This is a genomic window from Undibacterium cyanobacteriorum (genome assembly GCF_031326225.1).
GTDB lineage: Bacteria > Pseudomonadota > Gammaproteobacteria > Burkholderiales > Burkholderiaceae_D > Undibacterium > Undibacterium cyanobacteriorum.
In genome coordinates, this window is sequence record NZ_CP133720.1 from 856,585 (window position 1) to 876,416 (window position 19,832).

The 19,832-nt window shown below is 48.1% G+C and carries 14 protein-coding genes and 1 tRNA gene; all 15 read left to right on the plus strand.

All coding sequences use genetic code 11. From position 1 onward, the window contains the following. Positions 1 to 79: 79 nt before the first annotated feature. The 15 genes from RF679_RS03580 (at position 80) to RF679_RS03650 (ending at position 19,755) form a co-directional block, all read left to right on the plus strand. Positions 80 to 155 (plus strand) — tRNA-Trp (locus RF679_RS03580). A 32-nt stretch (positions 156 to 187) separates the two neighbouring features. Next, complete coding sequence (gene secE / locus RF679_RS03585) at positions 188 to 568, plus strand: preprotein translocase subunit SecE (protein WP_309482847.1); 381 nt, start codon at positions 188 to 190, stop codon at positions 566 to 568. A gap of 2 nt (positions 569 to 570) precedes the next feature. Beyond that, complete coding sequence (gene nusG, locus RF679_RS03590; protein WP_309482848.1) at positions 571 to 1,176, plus strand: transcription termination/antitermination protein NusG; 606 nt, start codon at positions 571 to 573, stop codon at positions 1,174 to 1,176. 119 nt (positions 1,177 to 1,295) lie between these two features. Then, positions 1,296 to 1,727 (plus strand): 50S ribosomal protein L11, encoded by a 432-nt coding sequence (gene rplK / locus RF679_RS03595; protein ID WP_309482849.1) that lies wholly within the window; start codon positions 1,296 to 1,298, stop codon positions 1,725 to 1,727. Further along, entirely contained in the window at positions 1,727 to 2,422 is a 696-nt protein-coding gene (gene rplA, locus RF679_RS03600) for a 50S ribosomal protein L1 (RefSeq protein ID WP_309482850.1), read from the plus strand. Before rplK ends, rplA begins: the two co-directional genes overlap by 1 nt. A gap of 303 nt (positions 2,423 to 2,725) precedes the next feature. Next, the gene (gene rplJ / locus RF679_RS03605; RefSeq protein WP_309482851.1) at positions 2,726 to 3,223 is read left to right on the plus strand and encodes a 50S ribosomal protein L10; all 498 of its coding nucleotides are present in this window, start codon (positions 2,726 to 2,728) and stop codon (positions 3,221 to 3,223) included. A gap of 73 nt (positions 3,224 to 3,296) precedes the next feature. Beyond that, positions 3,297 to 3,671: a 50S ribosomal protein L7/L12 gene (rplL, locus tag RF679_RS03610; protein ID WP_309482852.1), complete on the plus strand. Its 375-nt coding sequence runs from the start codon at positions 3,297 to 3,299 to the stop codon at positions 3,669 to 3,671. 245 nt (positions 3,672 to 3,916) lie between these two features. Continuing rightward, positions 3,917 to 8,023: a DNA-directed RNA polymerase subunit beta gene (rpoB, locus tag RF679_RS03615; RefSeq protein WP_309482853.1), complete on the plus strand. Its 4,107-nt coding sequence runs from the start codon at positions 3,917 to 3,919 to the stop codon at positions 8,021 to 8,023. A gap of 242 nt (positions 8,024 to 8,265) precedes the next feature. Continuing rightward, positions 8,266 to 12,507 (plus strand): DNA-directed RNA polymerase subunit beta', encoded by a 4,242-nt coding sequence (gene rpoC / locus RF679_RS03620; RefSeq protein WP_309482854.1) that lies wholly within the window; start codon positions 8,266 to 8,268, stop codon positions 12,505 to 12,507. Between the two features lie 305 nt (positions 12,508 to 12,812). Next, complete coding sequence (locus tag RF679_RS03625) at positions 12,813 to 13,622, plus strand: biotin--[acetyl-CoA-carboxylase] ligase (protein ID WP_309482855.1); 810 nt, start codon at positions 12,813 to 12,815, stop codon at positions 13,620 to 13,622. 77 nt (positions 13,623 to 13,699) lie between these two features. Further along, positions 13,700 to 14,575 carry a type III pantothenate kinase gene (locus RF679_RS03630; RefSeq protein ID WP_309482856.1) on the plus strand — a complete coding sequence of 292 codons (876 nt, stop codon included), beginning with the start codon at positions 13,700 to 13,702 and terminating at the stop codon, positions 14,573 to 14,575. 114 nt (positions 14,576 to 14,689) lie between these two features. Next, entirely contained in the window at positions 14,690 to 15,382 is a 693-nt protein-coding gene (locus RF679_RS03635) for an SPOR domain-containing protein (RefSeq protein WP_309482857.1), read from the plus strand. 201 nt (positions 15,383 to 15,583) lie between these two features. Beyond that, entirely contained in the window at positions 15,584 to 16,399 is an 816-nt protein-coding gene (gene hutG, locus RF679_RS03640; RefSeq protein WP_309482858.1) for an N-formylglutamate deformylase, read from the plus strand. Continuing rightward, a complete protein-coding gene (locus tag RF679_RS03645; protein ID WP_309482859.1) occupies positions 16,396 to 17,766 on the plus strand; it encodes a formimidoylglutamate deiminase in 1,371 nt (456 codons plus the stop codon). Before hutG ends, RF679_RS03645 begins: the two co-directional genes overlap by 4 nt. 147 nt (positions 17,767 to 17,913) lie before the next feature. After that, the gene (locus RF679_RS03650) at positions 17,914 to 19,755 is read left to right on the plus strand and encodes a DUF885 domain-containing protein (protein WP_309482860.1); all 1,842 of its coding nucleotides are present in this window, start codon (positions 17,914 to 17,916) and stop codon (positions 19,753 to 19,755) included. The last annotated feature ends 77 nt before the right edge of the window (positions 19,756 to 19,832 follow it).

Below are 19,832 nucleotides of genomic sequence, written 5' to 3' on the forward strand. Positions count from 1 at the left end.
GTATAATTGTGAAAATGGCGATCCATCATGGATCGCTGTTTTTACTTAGAAGTTCAGAAGTAAAGTAGTGCAGAAGTATAGGGGTGTAGCTCAATTGGCAGAGCGACGGTCTCCAAAACCGTAGGCTGGGGGTTCGATTCCCTCCGCCCCTGCCACCAAAGCCGTCAGGCATCGAAAGTAAATCAGCATGTCTAACCAATCCATTCAAACTGTGAGTACCTCCGGCGATAAGCTAAAGATTATGTTGGCCGTTGTGGCTGCGATCGCTGGTGTTGTTGGCTTCTACGCATTGGTAGGTCAACCGAAATATGTTCGTCTTGGTGCGTTGGTTGGTGGCGTTGTTGTTGCGGCGATTTTGGTTTTGATCTCTCAAACAGGTCGTGACCTGATCGCGTTTGCGAAAGAATCAGTTCGTGAAGCAAAGAAAGTTGTTTGGCCGACGCGCAAAGAAGCGGGTCAGATGACCTTGGTAGTGTTTGGCTTTGTCTTGATTATGGCAGTGTTCCTATTCACTACGGATAAAGTTCTGGAATATTTAATAATGAACGTAATTCTTGGGCTTAAATAAGAATGAGCGAACAAATCTCAGAAAATAGCAAGGATTTGACACCAGAGCAGGACTCTGGTGTTTCTGTCCCTAAGAGTGCAAAAAAATGGTATGCGGTGCATGCCTATTCTGGTATGGAAAAGAGCGTTCAGCGTGCGCTGATCGAGCGCATCGAACGTGCAGAAATGCAAGATATGTTCGGTCAAATCTTGGTTCCTACTGAAGAAGTGATTGAAGTAAAAAATGGTCGTAAGAGTGTGACTGAGCGCCGTTTGTTTCCAAGCTACGTGTTTGTAGAAATGGAAATGACTGACGACACATGGCACTTGGTAAAGAATACTGGCAAAGTGACTGGTTTTATCGGTGGTAAATCGAATAAGCCAGCGCCAATTCCACGTCATGAAATCGAAAAAGTTCTGCAGCAAGTGCAGGATGGCGTTGAGAAGCCAAGACCAAAAGTATTGTACGAAGTTGGTGAAGTGGTGCGTATTAAAGAAGGTCCATTCACAGACTTTAATGGCAATGTCGAGGAAGTCAATTACGCGAAATCTAAAGTGCGCGTGAACGTTACGATTTTTGGCCGTGCTACCCCGGTTGATTTGGAATTTGCCCAAGTTGAGAAGGTGTAAGAATTTGTAGTAAGCGGGGCTAGCACCGCGCAAATAGCGAAGCTAGAGCAAAAGCGAGGAGCCATTTGATCATTGAGTTGATTGGAAGGCGCTACCACTCAATCTAAGAAGGAGCCATCATGGCAAAGAAAATTATTGGTTTTATCAAGCTGCAAGTGCCAGCTGGTAAAGCAAACCCATCCCCACCAATCGGTCCAGCATTGGGTCAACGTGGTTTGAATATCATGGAGTTCTGCAAAGCGTTTAACGCACAGACTCAAGGTATGGAACCAGGTATGCCAATTCCAGTTGTGATCACAGCATTTGCTGATAAGTCTTTCACATTCGTGATGAAGACGCCACCAGCAACATACATGATCAAAAAAGCAGCTGGCATCACTAAAGGCTCTGCTAAGCCACATACTGATAAAGTTGGTAAGATCACACGCAAGCAAGCAGAAGAAATCGCAACTGTAAAACAGAAAGATTTGACTGCTGCTGATATGGAAGCGGCTGTACGTACAATCGCTGGTTCTGCTCGTTCTATGGGCATCACGGTGGAGGGTCTGTAATGGCTAAGTTATCCAAAAAAGCAAAATTGCTGAAAACTAAAGTAGATCGTTTGAAAGCTTACCCATTCGATAACGCAATCGCGTTGATCAAAGAATGCGCAACAGCAAAATTTAATGAGTCTATTGACGTTTCTGTTCAACTCGGCGTTGATCCTAAGAAATCTGACCAAGTTGTTCGTGGCGCAGTTGTATTGCCAGCAGGTACAGGTAAAACAGTTCGCGTAGCGGTTTTCGCACAAGGTGCAAAAGCTGAAGAAGCGAAAGCAGCTGGTGCTGACGTTGTTGGTATGGAAGACTTGGCAGAACGTGTTAAAGCTGGCGATATGCCATTTGACATCGTTATCGCATCTCCAGACACAATGCGTATCGTTGGTACATTGGGTCAAGTTTTGGGTCCACGCGGTTTGATGCCGAATCCAAAGGTTGGTACAGTGACTCCAGACGTTGCAACTGCAGTTAAAAATGCAAAAGCTGGTCAGGTTCAATACCGTACAGACAAAGCAGGTATTATCCACTCCACTATCGGTCGTAAGTCCTTCAGCGACAGCGATTTGAAAGCAAACTTGTTGGCCTTGATCGAAGCTTTGAACAAAGCTAAGCCAGCAACAAGTAAAGGTGTGTATCTGCGTAAGATCTCGATCTCATCCACTATGGGTGCAGGCGTACGCGTAGACCACGCTAACTTGTCTGCTTAATCAGTAGATATCAAATTAAGTCCATCTGCTGCAAAGTGGGTGGCGCATCTTTGGGCTGCTGGTGGTTTCGAAAGTAATTGTCAGCAGAGTGTCAAAGACCGTTGGGCTTGTTAGTGAAAACTAATGAGGTAAATGTGAGAAAGTAATTTCGAGCGCCCAACGCAGATGGTGTACCCGAACAAGTTTTGTAGTGATTACTGGTCCGCCAGTGGAACTCCTAACTTCGGACGCCGTGTTCGAAACGATAGGAAGGGTGCGCATCATTGTGGTGTGTAGTCTGAATATCATTAATGGAGGTTGACCGTGAGTCTCAATCTGAATGACAAAAAGGCCGTCGTCGCTGAAGTCTCTGCAAAAGTAGCAACTGCACAGACTATCGTCGTAGCCGAATACCGTGGCATCCAGGTCGGTCATTTGACGCAATTGCGTGCTGCAGCACGTGCTCAAGGCGTTTACATGCGCGTGTTGAAAAACACACTCGCACGTCGCGCAGTTGAGGGTACTGCATTTGCAAGCCTCGCTAACGAAATGACAGGTCCGTTGATTTATGCAATCTCGGACGATGCTGTTGCTGCTGCTAAAGTTGTTAATGACTTTGCAAAAGGCAACGACAAGTTAGTCGTTAAAGCAGGTAACTATGCTGGCAAGTCTTTGGACAAGGCTGGCGTTGTTGCATTGGCAAGCATCCCAAGCCGCGAAGTACTGTTGGCACAATTGCTGGGCATGATGCAGGCACCTGTATCTGGCTTCGCACGTGGCTTGGCAGCATTGGCAGCGAAAAAAGAATCCGAAGCTGCTTAATCGCTTACTAGCGATCAGCTGACGTTTCCGTCAAATACCGAATCGATGTTTTTTAAAAAATTAGGAGTTTCAAATGGCAATTAGTAAAGAAGATATCTTGGAAGCCGTAGGCGCGATGTCCGTAATGGACTTGAACGACTTGGTTAAAGCTTTCGAAGAAAAATTCGGCGTATCCGCAGCTGCAATGGCAGTTGCTGGTCCAGCTGCTGGCGGTGCTGCAGCTGCTGCTGAAGAACAAACAGAATTCACAGTAATTCTGGCTGAGGCTGGCGCAAACAAAGTTGGCGTCATTAAAGCAGTTCGCGAAATCACTGGCTTGGGCTTGAAAGAAGCTAAAGACCTCGTTGATGGCGCACCAAAAGCAGTTAAAGAAGGCGTTGCAAAAGCTGACGCTGAAGCTGCTAAGAAGAAATTGGAAGAAGCTGGCGCGAAAGTTGACGTTAAGTAATTCCGTGTTATACTGGCAGACCTTCGGGTTTGTCTAAGTCAAAGTAGGAACCTTCTCGCGAGAGAGGTTCCTCTTTGGCTTCTCTGTCGTTTGTGCGACAGAAAATTGAAATTGTCGTTCCTAAGCTGAATCTTTTGAGGCGAGGGCTGAGACTTGAGGTTTCTCGATGTTGTTTGAACTTTGTTCTAGCGAAAAAGTGTTGAAACCTGAATTCTCCATCCTTCCTTGTCACTCACGGAGTGTCCATGCACTACTCATTTACTGAGAAGAAGCGCATTCGTAAATCTTTTGCGAAACGCGCCAACGTCCACAACGTTCCGTTCTTGCTGGCGACCCAGCTCGAGTCATATCAAAATTTCTTGCAAGCAGAGGCAGCGCCTTCTGTACGTAAGAATGAAGGCCTGCAATCAGCCTTCACTTCGATATTTCCGATCGTGTCGCACAACGGGTTCGCTCGTTTAGAATTTCTTTCCTACGTTTTAGGCGATCCAGCCTTCGACGTCAAGGAATGTCAACTGCGCGGTTTGACTTTTGCTTCGCCATTGCGGGCAAAAGTGCGTTTGGTGATTCTCGATAAAGAATCTCCAACGAAACCTGTTGTTAAAGAAATGAAAGAACAAGAAGTCTACATGGGTGAATTGCCACTCATGACGACAACAGGTTCGTTCGTGATCAACGGCACTGAGCGCGTTATCGTGTCTCAGTTGCACCGCTCTCCAGGTGTGTTCTTCGAACACGATCGCGGTAAGACTCACTCTTCCGGTAAGTTGCTGTTTTCTGCACGTATCATTCCTTATCGTGGCTCTTGGCTCGATTTCGAATTCGATCCGAAAGACATTTTGTTCTTCCGTATCGACCGTCGTCGTAAGATGCCTGTCACGATCTTGTTGCGTGCGATTGGCATGACCAATGAACAGATCTTGGCTAACTTCTTCGTATTCGACAACTTCGCATTGCATAGCGAAGGCGCAGAAATGGAATTCGTTTCTGAGCGTTTGCGTGGCGAAGTCGCTCGTTTCGACATCTCTGACAAATCTGGCAAATTGATCGTTGCGAAAGATAAGCGTATCAATTCCAAGCACGTACGTGAAATTGAATCCGCTGGTATCAAGATGATCTCTGTACCAGAAGATTACTTGCTCGGCCGCGTTTTGGCGAAGAACATTGTTGACGCTGATACTGGCGAAGTGATCGCCAATGCGAACGACGAATTGACACCAGAATTGCTGCAAAAATTGCGCGATGCAAAAGTCACTGATATCCAAACTCTCTACACCAACGAGTTGGATCAAGGTGCGTACATCTCCCAAACTTTGCGTACTGACGACACCGCTGACCAAATGGCAGCACGCGTCGCGATTTATCGCATGATGCGTCCTGGTGAACCACCAACAGAAGAGTCTGTTGAGGCATTGTTCAACGGCTTGTTCTACAACGAAGAGCGTTACGATTTGTCCGCTGTTGGTCGTATGAAATTTAACCGCCGTATCGGCCGTGATGAATTGACTGGTGCGATGACTTTGTCTGACGACGATATCTTGGCTGTGATCAAGATCTTGGTTGAGTTGCGTAATGGTCGCGGCGAAGTCGACGATATCGATCACTTGGGTAACCGTCGTGTACGTTGTGTTGGTGAATTGGCTGAGAACCAATTCCGCGCTGGTTTGGTTCGTGTAGAACGTGCTGTGAAAGAACGTTTGGGCCAAGCTGAAGCCGACAACCTGATGCCGCATGATTTGATCAACTCTAAGCCGATCTCTGCTGCGATCCGTGAATTCTTCGGTTCTTCTCAGTTGTCCCAGTTTATGGATCAAACTAATCCATTGTCTGAGATCACGCATAAGCGTCGTATCTCCGCTTTGGGCCCTGGTGGTTTGACACGTGAACGCGCCGGCTTCGAAGTTCGTGACGTTCACCCAACGCACTATGGTCGCGTATGTCCGATCGAAACACCTGAAGGTCCAAACATTGGTTTGATTAACTCCTTGGCTCTGTACGCACGTTTGAACGAGTACGGTTTCTTGGAAACGCCATACCGCAAAGTGATCGACGGTAAGATCACCAATCAAATCGACTACTTGTCCGCGATTGAAGAAGGTCGTTATGTGATCGCTCAGGCGAATGCAAGTATCGATGCGAACGGCGGCCTGTGCGATGAGCTCGTGTCCGCACGTCAAGCTGGTGAAACAATTTTGGTCTCTCCAGAACGCGTACAGTACATGGACGTGGCCACCGGTCAGGTCGTTTCCGTTGCGGCATCCTTGATTCCATTCTTGGAACACGATGATGCGAACCGTGCGTTGATGGGTGCCAACATGCAACGTCAAGCAGTTCCTTGCTTGCGTCCAGAAAAAGCCTACGTCGGTACAGGTATCGAACGTACAGTAGCGGTCGACTCCGGTACCACAGTACAAGCATTGCGCGGCGGTAAAGTCGATTACATCGACGCTGGTCGTATCGTTATTCGTGTTAACGATGACGAAGCAATGGCTGGTGAAGTTGGTGTTGATATCTACAACTTGATCAAGTACACACGTTCTAACCAAAATACGAACATCAACCAACGTCCTATCGTCAAAGTGGGCGACGTGGTCGCGAAGGGTGACGTATTGGCTGACGGTGCATCAACCGACTTGGGCGAATTGGCTCTGGGTCAAAACATGTTGATCGCGTTTATGCCTTGGAACGGCTATAACTTCGAAGATTCGATCTTGATCTCTGAAAAAGTGGTTGCTGACGACCGCTATACATCGATCCACATCGAAGAATTGTCTTGCCAAGCACGTGATACGAAGTTGGGCGCGGAAGAAATTACACGCGATATCTCCAACCTCGCAGAAAACCAATTAGCGCGTTTGGATGAATCCGGTATCGTGTATATCGGCGCGGAAGTGACTGCAGGTGATACGCTGGTCGGTAAAGTGACGCCAAAAGGCGAAACACAATTGACACCAGAAGAAAAACTTTTGCGCGCGATCTTCGGCGAAAAAGCATCCGACGTGAAAGATACGTCTTTGCGCGTTCCTTCCGGTATGGTTGGTACGGTGATCGACGTTCAAGTGTTCACACGTGAAGGTATCCAACGCGACAAACGTGCACAACAAATTATTGACGATGAATTGAAGCGTTACCGCCTCGATTTGAACGATCAGTTGCGTATTGTGGAAGGCGATGCTTTCGAACGTTTGGAACGTATGTTGATCGGCAAAGTCGCTAACGGCGGCCCAGCGAAATTGGCAAAAGGTACGACCATCACTAAGGACTACTTAGCGAGCCTGGATCGTTACCATTGGTTCGATATTCGTCCAGCGGATGAAGATGCTGCACGTGCCATCGAAGCGATCAAAGATTCTATCGCTGAAAAACGTCATCAATTTGATTTGGCTTTCGAAGAGAAGCGTACCAAGTTGACACAAGGCGATGAGTTGCCACCAGGCGTACAAAAAATGGTCAAGGTGTACTTGGCTGTGAAACGTCGCTTGCAACCTGGTGACAAGATGGCGGGTCGTCACGGTAACAAGGGTGTGGTCTCTCGTATCGTTCCAGTTGAAGATATGCCATACATGGCCGACGGTACTCCAGCTGACATCGTGTTGAACCCACTGGGCGTTCCATCTCGTATGAACGTTGGTCAGGTTCTCGAAGTTCACTTGGGTTGGGCAGCGAAAGGCTTAGGCTTGCGTATCGGCGAAATGTTGAAGGCACAAGCGAAAGTTGAAGAACTGCGCGGCTTCATGAAGAAGATTTACAACGAGTCTGGTAAGTCCGAAGACATCGATGGCTTGAGCGATCAAGAAATCATGGAATTGGCATCGAACTTGAAACACGGCGTGCCATTCGCGACACCGGTGTTCGACGGTGCACATGAAAATGAAATCCGTCGCATGCTCGACCTCGCTTACCCAGATGAGATCGCGACACAACTCGGTATGACACCGTCGAAGAACCAAGTGACTTTGTATGATGGTCGCACTGGTGAAGCCTTCGAACGTAAGGTCACCGTCGGTTATATGCACGTCTTGAAGTTGCACCACTTGGTCGACGACAAGATGCATGCACGTTCGACAGGTCCATACTCTCTCGTGACACAACAACCATTGGGCGGTAAAGCGCAATTCGGTGGTCAGCGTTTCGGTGAGATGGAGGTGTGGGCACTCGAAGCGTACGGCGCGTCTTACGTCTTGCAAGAGATGTTGACGGTCAAGTCCGACGACGTGAACGGCCGTACTAAAGTGTACGAAAACCTCGTTAAGGGTGATCACGTGATCGATGCTGGTATGCCAGAGTCGTTCAACGTTCTCGTTAAAGAGATTCGTTCCTTGGGTATCGATATCGATCTCGAACGTAACTAATCCGTTTTAAATAGTAGTTTAGTAGCATTTTTAGTAATGCAGCCACCGCCCGAATTCACTTCGGGCGTTGGTCATTCAGATGGACCAAGATTTTTTGTACTTTTTGTTCCCGGTATCGGCGGAACTTGGATCAACCAAATGGTGATCAGGCTCTCCCGCCCATGCGAACAGGGTTAAACCTCAAGTAGGAAAATCGAAGTCCATTAGCTAAAGCGATTCAACACTTCACTGGAGTGCAATACATGAAAGCCCTGCTCGATCTATTCAAGCAAGTACAGCCCAATGAACAATTCGATGCCATCAAAATTGGTTTGGCATCTCCAGAAAAAATTCGTTCTTGGTCCTATGGCGAAGTAAAGAAGCCAGAAACAATCAACTACCGTACTTTCAAACCTGAACGTGACGGTTTGTTCTGTGCGAAGATTTTTGGCCCAATCAAAGATTACGAATGCTTGTGCGGTAAGTACAAGCGTTTGAAACATCGCGGTGTGATCTGCGAAAAATGCGGCGTTGAAGTCACCTTGGCAAAAGTGCGTCGTGAGCGCATGGGTCACATCGAGTTGGCATCTCCAACCGCGCATATCTGGTTCTTGAAATCCTTGCCATCCCGTTTGGGTATGGTGTTGGATATGACCTTGCGTGATATCGAACGCGTTTTGTACTTTGAAGCATATGTAGTGACCGACCCTGGCATGACTCCTTTGAAGAAATGCCAAATTATGTCGGAAGACGACTACGCTGCGAAATACGAAGAATACGGTGACGAATTCACTGCGTTCATGGGCGCCGAAGGTATCCGTGAATTGTTGCGTTCTATCGATATCGATCGTGATGCAGAAACTTTGCGTACTGAACTCAAAGAATCCAAATCTGAAGCGAAGATCAAGAAGTATTCTAAGCGTTTGAAAGTATTGGAGGCCTTCCAACGTTCTGGTATCAAACCAGACTGGATGATCATGGAAGTGTTGCCAGTATTGCCGCCAGAATTGCGTCCATTGGTACCTTTGGATGGTGGCCGTTTCGCGACTTCTGATTTGAATGATTTGTATCGTCGCGTCATTAACCGTAATAACCGTTTGAAGCGCTTGATGGAACTGCGCGCTCCAGAAATCATTACGCGTAATGAAAAGCGTATGTTGCAAGAAGCGGTTGACTCCTTGTTAGACAATGGTCGTCGCGGTAAAGCAATGACTGGTGCAAACAAACGTCCGTTGAAATCTTTGGCAGAAATGATCAAAGGTAAGGGCGGTCGTTTCCGTCAAAACTTGTTGGGTAAGCGCGTCGACTACTCTGGTCGTTCCGTAATCGTGGTCGGTCCACAACTGAAATTGCATCAATGTGGTTTGCCGAAGTTGATGGCCTTGGAATTGTTCAAACCATTCATTTTCAATAAATTGGAATTGATGGGCTTGGCAACAACGATCAAAGCAGCGAAGAAACTCGTTGAAATTCAAGAACCAGTAGTTTGGGATATCTTGGAAGAAGTGATTCGCGAACATCCGATCATGTTGAACCGTGCGCCAACTTTGCACCGTTTAGGTATTCAAGCGTTCGAACCAGTTTTGATCGAAGGTAAAGCGATCCAATTGCACCCACTCGTCTGCGCGGCTTTCAATGCCGACTTCGACGGTGACCAAATGGCGGTACACGTTCCTTTGTCGATCGAAGCACAAATGGAAGCACGCACATTGATGCTCGCTTCTAACAATATTTTGTTCCCATCGAACGGTGAACCATCTATTGTTCCTTCTCAAGATATCGTTTTGGGTCTGTACTACGCAACGCGTGAGAAGATCAACGGTAAGGGTGAAGGTATGTTGTTCCCTGATGTTTCCGAAGCGATTCGCGCTTGGGACAACAAGGAAGTCGAACTGACAACACGTATCACAGTTCGTATTACTGAATATCCAAAAGATAAAGCGACTGGTGAATTCGTTAAAACAGTAAAACGTTACGAAACCACAGTGGGTCGTGCGATCTTGTCTGAAATCTTGCCAAAAGGCTTGCCATTCTCAGTCTTGAATCGTCCATTGAAGAAAAAAGAAATTTCGAAATTGATCGACACATCCTTCCGTAAGTGCGGCTTGCGCGCGACGGTGGTGTTTGCTGATCAATTGATGCAGTCCGGTTTCCGTTTGGCGACGCGTGCTGGTATTTCTATCTGTATCGACGATATGTTGGTACCACCACAAAAAGTGACTTTGTTGGCGACAGCAGAACACGAAGTGAAACAAATCGAACAGCAATATGCTTCCGGTTTGGTGACTGCGGGCGAACGCTACAATAAAGTGGTCGACATCTGGGGTAAAACAGGTGACGAAGTCGGCAAGGCGATGATGGAACAGCTCAAAGTTGAACCAGTCACACGTCGTGACGGAACGCAAGGTACACAAGAATCCTTCAACGCGATTTACATGATGGCTGACTCCGGTGCGCGTGGCTCTGCAGCACAGATTCGTCAGTTGGCAGGTATGCGTGGTCTGATGGCGAAACCAGACGGCTCCATTATTGAAACGCCGATTACCGCGAACTTCCGCGAAGGTCTGAACGTTCTCCAGTACTTTATTTCCACTCACGGTGCACGTAAAGGTCTGGCAGATACGGCGTTGAAAACAGCGAACTCCGGTTACTTGACACGTCGTTTGGTCGACGTTACACAAGATCTGGTGGTGATCGAAGACGATTGCGGTACATCCAATGGTTCCGCTATGAAGGCCATCGTTGAAGGTGGTGAAGTTAACGTGGCATTGCGTGACTTGATCCTGGGTCGCGTTGCAGCGAACGACATCATCAATCCAGAAACACAAGAAACCTTGTTCGCAGCGGGCACATTGCTCGACGAATTCATGGTCGAAGAAATCGAAGCCTTGGGCATCGATGAAGTGAAAGTTCGTACCCCATTGACATGCGACACACGCTACGGTTTGTGCGCAATGTGCTACGGCCGTGACTTGGGCCGCGGTAATTTGGTGAATGCAGGGGAGTCTGTCGGTGTTATCGCTGCGCAGTCCATCGGTGAACCAGGTACACAGTTGACGATGCGTACCTTCCACATCGGTGGTGCGGCTTCTCGTGCAGCAATCGCTTCTTCTGTTGAAGCGAAGTCCAATGGTACGATTCGTTTCACAGCGACGATGCGTTATGTGACCAACGGTAAAGGCGATCAGATCGTGATTTCCCGTTCTGGTGAAGTCTTGATCACCGATGATCATGGCCGTGAACGTGAACGTCATAAAGTACCTTATGGTGCGACATTGATCGTAAAAGACGGTATGGCGATCAAAGCCGGTACTGCGTTGGCGACATGGGATCCGTTGACACGTCCGATCATCACTGAGTACACAGGTCAAGTGAAGTTTGAAAACGTCGAAGAAGGCGTGACCGTTGCTAAGCAAGTTGACGATGTGACTGGTTTGTCGACTTTGGTGGTTATCGATGCGAAGCGTCGTGGTTCTGCTGCTGGTAAGAGCTTGCGTCCACAAGTTAAATTGTTGAACGACGCTGGCGAAGAAGTGAAGATCTCTGGTACCGAACACGCTGTAACGATCGGTTTCCAAGTCGGCGCTTTGATTACAGTGAAAGACGGTCAACAAGTTCACGTAGGTGAAGTGTTGGCGCGTATCCCAACTGAATCGCAAAAAACACGTGATATTACCGGTGGTCTCCCACGCGTTGCTGAATTGTTCGAAGCACGTTCACCAAAAGACGCAGGTATGTTGGCAGAAGTCACAGGTACTGTCGCCTTCGGTAAAGAAACCAAAGGTAAGCAGCGCTTGGAAATCACCGACATGGACGGTGAGAAGCACGAGTTCTTGATCACTAAAGACAAACAAGTCTTGGTGCATGACGGCCAAGTTGTGAACAAAGGTGAGATGATTGTTGACGGCCCAGCTGATCCACAAGACATCTTGCGTTTGTTGGGTATCGAAGCTTTGGCGCGCTACATCGTTGATGAAGTTCAAGACGTTTATCGTTTACAAGGCGTTAAAATCAATGACAAGCACATCGAAGTTATCGTACGTCAGATGTTGCGCCGCGTTGTTGTGGTCAACCCAGGCGATACGAACTACATCGTTGGTGAACAAGTTGAACGTTCTGAATTGCTCGATGAAAACGATCGCGTGACAAAAGAAAACGGTATTCCAGCGACTTATGAAAATATCTTGTTGGGTATTACCAAAGCTTCCTTGTCGACCGATTCCTTCATCTCTGCCGCGTCCTTCCAAGAGACCACACGTGTTCTCACAGAAGCAGCGATCATGGGCAAGAAAGACACATTGCGTGGCTTGAAAGAAAACGTCATCGTTGGTCGTTTGATCCCAGCTGGTACAGGCTTGGCTTACCATCGCGCTCGCAAGATGAAAGAGTCGTGGGAAGCAGAAGAACGTGCAGCATTGTTGGCAGCGGAAAAAGAATTGTTCACGCCACCAGTGGCCGAGGTCACAACAAGCGATGTCGAAGCCTCTGGCGACGCACAAGCTTAATTGGTCTTTGCATCAACCCACTTCGCGGTGGGTTGATCAGCGAAGCAAAAAACACCGTCATTTTGGCGGTGTTTTTTTTTCGTCTTTCGTTTTGCGGAGCTGGTGATTATGAGGATGAAAGTGGGTGTTCGCCTTATACCCTTCTACGATACATTCTCGCTCGTCATCTGCGCTAGGAAGTCATGGCGCTCTCGCTTACAATCTCAACTAAGGTATCTATTGAGCCGTACAAAGATCGTTTCCATAAGACCTTTCTCAGCGCATCGGTTGCTTTGTGTTTTTTGCACTTCCCATGATCTAAGACCATGAAGAATTTCTATAATCAAGACCAACTCGTGCATCATTTTCAGCGTTGTAATCAAGCGGCTGCACGAACCCTCGATGTGGACATTGAAGTGGTGGCGGAAACGGGATCGACAAACGCGGATTTGATGTCTCGTGTAGTCAGTCTTACCAAGCCTACACTCTTGGTAGCGGAGCACCAAACCGCAGGTAAGGGGCGCGCCGGACGGACTTGGTTGTCGACTCCAGGTGGCGTTTTGACTTTTTCTTTGGCCTGGCATTTTCATACAAGCCTGCAGCAACTCAGCGCATTCCCATTGGTGGTTGGTTTGTCGCTTGCCGAATGCCTGCGACACATCGGTGTGCACGTAGAAGTAAAGTGGCCGAACGATCTCCTCAAAGATGGCAAAAAACTGGCTGGTATTTTGGTGGAATCGGCTCCCGCTTCGGCTGCAGATGGTGGCTATTGGACCGTGATTGGGATCGGCCTGAATCTCCAAGTCCCGCAAGAATTAGAGCTGCAAATTGGGCAAGCCGTGGCTGATTCGGCGTGGTTGGCACAGATGGATAGAAACCAATTATTGGCGGAACTCACCCATGCAGTCGCCAGTGCTGCCACTATCTTTGAAGAGTACGGCTTTGAAGTCTTTGTCGAACGTTGGAATACGCTTCATGCCTTTGCTGGCAAAGACGTTAGGATCATGGATGCGGATCGGGTTTTAGTTCAAGGTCGCGCACTTGGCATTGATGCAAGTGGCCGCTTGCTCATCGACGACCATGGTCAACAACGTGCCATCCATTCTGGAGATGTGTCTTTGCGTCCCTTGGCGTAGAATAGGGGTTTGACTAAGTTGGTCGTTTTTGACCTAGTTGTAGGTTCACTCTTCGCGGTTCGATTGGCTCCCATATCATGCAAGAAATCGTGCGTTATAGTCTCTTAATCGATGCCGGTAATACCCGAATCAAATGGGCAGTGTTTCAAGCCGGTGCAATGCGTCTGCCCATGCTTTGGCTTGCTAGTGGTGGCCTTGGACACGAGGAAATCGCGCAGCTGGATCGATTGCCGCAAGCGATAGAGGCACAACTTCCTCAGCCCGATCACGAGCTTGTGACAATTGATGAGGTGTGGATTTCGAATGTCGCCGGTGCGCATATTCAAGCCCAGCTCGAACAGTTCATCCAGCAGTGTTTTCCAAACGCGACATGTCATCGATTCACATCTTCCGAACGCTGCGCTGGTTTGGCGAATTGTTACGCCAATCCAACGCAACTCGGCAGTGACCGTTTTGCTTCTGCATTGGCGGCGCATCATTTCTTCCCCGATACGGCTTTAGTGGTGGCGACATGCGGAACCGCGACCACGATCGATGCTATTTTGCCTGGCAAGGGATTTATTGGTGGCATGATCGCCCCGGGGCTAGGAACCATGGCGATGTCCCTCGCTAAGAACACCGCACAACTTCCTGATTTGACGAGCGTGGCAGATCAATTGTCATTGCCGAACTTGTTCGCCGACAATACCCAACAAGCGATTTGGAGCGGCTGTATTCACGCTCAATTGGGCGCGTTACAATGTGCGATTCGCGATCTACAGCGACAGACAGATTCGGCTGCGGTCGAATTGGTCATTTCTGGTGGCGCGGTTCCCTATCTGCGCCCCTATTTTGCGGACCATTTGATACCTTGCTTGGGATCAGAGATGTCATTGCATGTGGTTGAAAATTTAGTACTGACGGGCTTAGCGGTGGTAGCGCAAACCGCGCAATTGGAGCCTGGCGAAAGATAGAAATATGGGCACCACGCCTCGCAATTTGGAATGGGGCATCATGCGAAAAACGATAGGCGTGGTAAGCGCGTCGAAGGTGACGGTGCGATTTGATATGCAAGAGAGCGATTAATTATGTTGCGATTCCTTTTATTTACATTGTTGGTGATTAATGGCTTGTTGTTGGGATTTAATCTCGGCATTTTTGATCGCTTAGTCGATTTGAAAATGGAGAAGCATGAACCACATCGCATGAAGGCGGAAAAAAATGTGGATAAGCTCAAACTGTTGAGTGCCTCTGCCGCACAAGATTTAGTCGAGGCCAGTGCAAAGAAAGCTGAACCTCCGATCGCCTGCATTGAAATTGGAAATTTCACCTTGGCGGATGCGAAGAATTTCGAGGAGCGCTTAAAACACCTTTCACTTGGTGATCGTGTTGGTCGTCAGGAGCTGTCGGAAAGTGCCTCGAATATGGTTTATCTGCCTTCGCAAGGCAATAAAGATGCGGCCGATAAAAAGGCCATCGCGATCAAGAAAATGGGCGTCAGTGATGCCTATGTGATTCAAGATGGTTCAGCGTTGAAGTGGGGTGTTTCCTTAGGCGTGTTCAAGACCATGGAAGCGGCGAAAACCCATGTCGCCAATCTCGCGAAAAAAGGAATCAAAGACGCCAAGATCGCACCGCGCCAAGTGAGCGCAACCAAGATGCTGTATCAGATGTATGAGATCAGCCCTGACGAGAAAAAGTCGATCGATCAAATTCGCGAACAATTCGCGGGCATCGAAGAGCACCAATGCACAAGCAAATTAGGTGCGAAGACCGAATAGTAAGTGCTAGCAGTGCTAGCTTTGGCTCCTTCAGAGCTTAGACTTTAGACATAACACATCACCGATAACAAATCGCCACACACATAATAAACAAGACACGAAGTAAGACGTTTGATGCAATTGGGTGATGCTTGACGGGTCACCGCGCACGAGCCATTGCAGATCTCTACAAAACTCGTTCGAGAGACAAGATAAACCACTATGACCGCATTCCATTTTAAGCAAGGCCACGTACCTCTATTGGTATCGATGCCGCATGTAGGAACCACCATCCCCGAAGATGTTGCCACCCAGCTTAACCCAGTCGCACAAGTCAAAGCCGATACGGACTGGCACTTGCCGCTGCTGTATAACATGCTCGATGAACTCGGCGCATCCCGTATTCATGCAGAGTATTCACGTTATGTGATTGATTTGAACCGGCCTTGTGATGATGTGAATCTCTATCCGGGGCAAGACACGACCGGTTTGTGTCCACTCGATACCTTTGATAAACAGCCACTTTATCCTGAAGGACAAGCACCTGATCGTGAAGAGGTCGCCCGTCGCATCGAGAATTATTGGCAACCGTATCACCAACAATTACAGAGTGAACTGCAACGCATGAAAGAGACCTTTGGCATTGCGATTTTGTGGGACGCCCATTCCATTGCATCTCAAGTGCCGCGTTTTTTCAAGGGCCGTTTACCTGATCTGAACTTTGGCACCGCTGATCAAAAGTCTTGTGATTTGAGTTTGCAATCGGCTTTGGCTGAATGTTTGCGAACACAAGTATCGGCACAGAAGTACAGTCATGTTTTCAATGGTCGTTTCAAGGGCGGCCATATTACGCGCCACTATGGACAACCGACATCTCATGTTCACGCTGTGCAATTGGAAATGAGTCAAGTGGTGTATATGAATGAAGCAGCTCCGTTCGAATATCGTGCAGATTTGGCTCAACAGGTGCAACCAGTGTTACGCGCATTATTGCAGACCTGTTTGACTTGGGCTGAGCAAAAAGGGGTAGCATCATGAGTTCACGACAAACTTTGTATGCACAACATGCGCTGTTGCCAGAAGGCTGGGCGACTCAGGTCCGTTTGCATTGGAATGACTCTGGCGATTTGAGCCTGATCGAAAAAAATGTCCCAGCCGCTCCGCATGAGAAACAAGCGAGCTATGTGATACCAGGCATGACCAATTTGCATTCGCACGCGTTTCAGCGAGCCATGGCGGGAATGACAGAGATTGCAGGAGAGGGGCCAGACAGCTTTTGGACTTGGCGCGATTTGATGTATCGCTTTGCCTTGGCAATTACACCCGAGCAGATGCAAGCCGTGGCGGCGCAATTGTATGCAGAGTGCCTACGTTACGGTTATACCTCAGTCTGTGAATTTCATTACTTGCACCGCGCACCTGACGGTCATTTTTATCAACAACGCGCAGAAATGGCGGCACGCGTGATCGCTGCTGCAGAGCAGTGCGGTATGGGCATGACGATGCTGCCGGTTCTGTATAGCTTTTCTGATTTTAAAGATCAGCCACTCCGTGATGATCAACGACGCTTCCGTACTGATGTCGACGATATCTTGAACTTGGTCGGTGATCTTGAGTCGCTGCGCTCTGCCCAAGTTGAAGTGGGTGTTGCTCCGCATTCTTTGCGTGCGGCTAACACTCAGCAAATTCAAGAGCTTGAGCATGCTTTACCGAGTGGTCGCCCGATTCACATTCATATCGCCGAACAGATGCGCGAAGTGGAAGCCTCGCTCGCCGCAACTGGTCAACGCCCGGTTGAACTCTTACTCAATACACAAAAAGTCGATGCGCGTTGGTGTTTGGTGCATGCGACTCATCTGACTTCCGCCGAGGTCAGAGGCATTGCGGCACGTGGTGCAGTGGCAGGTATTTGCACTACCACCGAAGGTAACTTAGGCGATGGATTTTTTGAATTGCCTGAATTTATCGAGGCTGGTGGCGTGTTTGGTATTGGTAGCGATAGTCATGTGTCGCAAAGTGCTGTTGAAGAAGTACGATGGTTGGAATATGGGCAGCGTTTGCGTCTGCAAAAACGTAATGTGGCCAGCGTCGCGGGACGTCGTCGTGTGGCAGATTTCTTGTGGCAAGAATGTTTAAAGGGCGGTGCGCAAGCAGCAGGACGTCGCGTCGGTCAATTAAGTCCCAACTATCGTGCTGATTTCCTGGTACTCGACGATCAGCATCCTAACCTGGCTGATCTGGCTCCTGATCAAGTCTTGAGTAGTCTGGTGTTTTCTGGGAACGATAACTTGGTGCGGGATGTCTATGTTGGTGGTCGACTCTGCGTCGAGAATCAACGCCACGTTCATCAAGATCAGATACAAAATGATTTCCGTCGTTGCATGCAGCAATTGCGTAGTTTGTGAAGCGTGATCAGAGTCCGTGTGCTGAAACTAGGCTGCAATAACCTACATTTTGCGTTTCGGTGTTGATTGTCCGAAAATGGTAGTTCGGTAGTGAAAAAATAAAGTGCTCGCAACAGACAAGCGGCACATCAAGTGAGGAGTGGAGAGATGAAAAAGAAGTTCAGTGTGTTGGCGGTCGGCGCAACATTGGCGAGTTTAGTGGGCGTAGTGAGCATGGTGAGCCTGCCAGCAAGCGCGATGGCAAATAGCGCAAGCACGATGAAAAATAGCGCAAGCACTAAGTCAGCAGTGAGTGCCCCTTTGGCCGAGCGTTTGAAAGCGCTCGATATGATCTTAGCCGATCATTGGGAAAATAATTTACGCAGCAATCCTGAATATGCCTCGATGTTGGGCGATAAACGTTTCAATGATCAATGGCGTGATTTTTCACAAAAAGGCATTGCAGCCGGTCAGCGTAAAAATCGTGAATTCCTCAAACGATTGCAGGCGATTGATACCACTGGGTTTGATGTGCAACAGAAGTTAAATAAAGATTTGTTGGTACGTCAATTGCAGGATGAGATTGAGGCTGAAAAATTTAAGAACTGGCAAATGCCAGTGCTACAAAACTCTGGACTTCATCTCGATACGCCAGAGTTGGTGACGATGTTGAGTTTTAGTTCTGTCAAAGATTACGAGGACTACATCGCTCGTTTGAATAAGTTACCAAACTTGTTCAATCAAACCATCGTACAAATGCGCAAAGGTATCAAAGATAAAATCATGCCGCCCCAATTTTTGCTGCCAAAAATTGTGCGTCAGTGTGATGATTTAGTGGCTATGAAGTTGAGCGACTCACCATTCATGAAACCGATCGCACAGTTTCCTGCTGAATTTTCTGCCGCTGACAAACAGCGTTTGAGCGCCGCAGTGACGGCAGCAGTCAATACCAAGGTGTTACCCGCTTATAAGAATTTCGCTGAATTTGTGCGTAAAGAGTATGCGCCGCATGGTCGTCCTGAAGTAGGTCTGTGGTCTTTGCCGAACGGTGTTGAACGTTATAAATATCAAGTGCGTACGCAAACTACCACGGATAAATCGGCCGAAGAGATTCACCAAATTGGCTTAAGCGAAGTCGCTCGCATTGAAGGCCAAATGTTGGAAACCGCGAAGAAATTAGGCTTCGCTGATCTGAAGAGTTTTAACGCATCTTTGGAAAAGAATCCCGATGTGCATCCAAAATCACGTCAGGAAATTATCGATCTGTATAACAAGTACACCGATCAGATGTACACCAAGATTCCAGAACTGTTTGGTCGCTTGCCGAAAGCAAAAGTGAAGATCATGCAGGTCGAGGAGTTCCGTGAGAAAGAGGCGGCAGGTGCTTCGTATAATGAAGGTGCGCCAGATGGGTCACGTCCAGGCCATGTGATGGTGAATACAGGTGATTTTCAAAATCGCATGACGCTTTCGATTGAGAGTACGGCCTTGCATGAAGGCGTGCCAGGTCATCACATGCAGATCTCTATCGCGCAAGAGTTGGAAGGTTTGCCAACCTACCGTCGTCAAGGCGGTAATAATGCCTACGTTGAAGGCTGGGCGCTGTATTCCGAGCGTCTGGGAGAAGAACTGGGCTTCTTCCAAGATCCATATAGCTATTACGGTCACCTGCAAGATGAAATGCTGCGTGCGATTCGTTTGGTGGTCGACACGGGCTTGCATTACAAGAAGTGGAATCGTCAGCAAGTCGTTGACTTCTTCCGTAACCATTCGGGTATCGAAGAAGTTGAAATCCAAAGTGAAACCGATCGCTATATCGTGTGGCCAGGACAGGCACTCGGGTACAAGATGGGACAATTGAAAATTTTGGAATTGCGTGAATACGCCAGTAAGACCTTGGGCAATAAATTTAGTTTGAAGGGTTTCCATGATGAGGTGCTCGGCGCTGGCGCATTGCCACTCGATGTATTGGAGACGCGCATTAAAGACTGGGTCAAGGCGCAGCAATAAGCGTCTTTGTGCGGATCCATTGAAGGTCTTGGAATACGCTTTCAAGATGGGAATGGTTGAATAAAAGTGCAATAAAT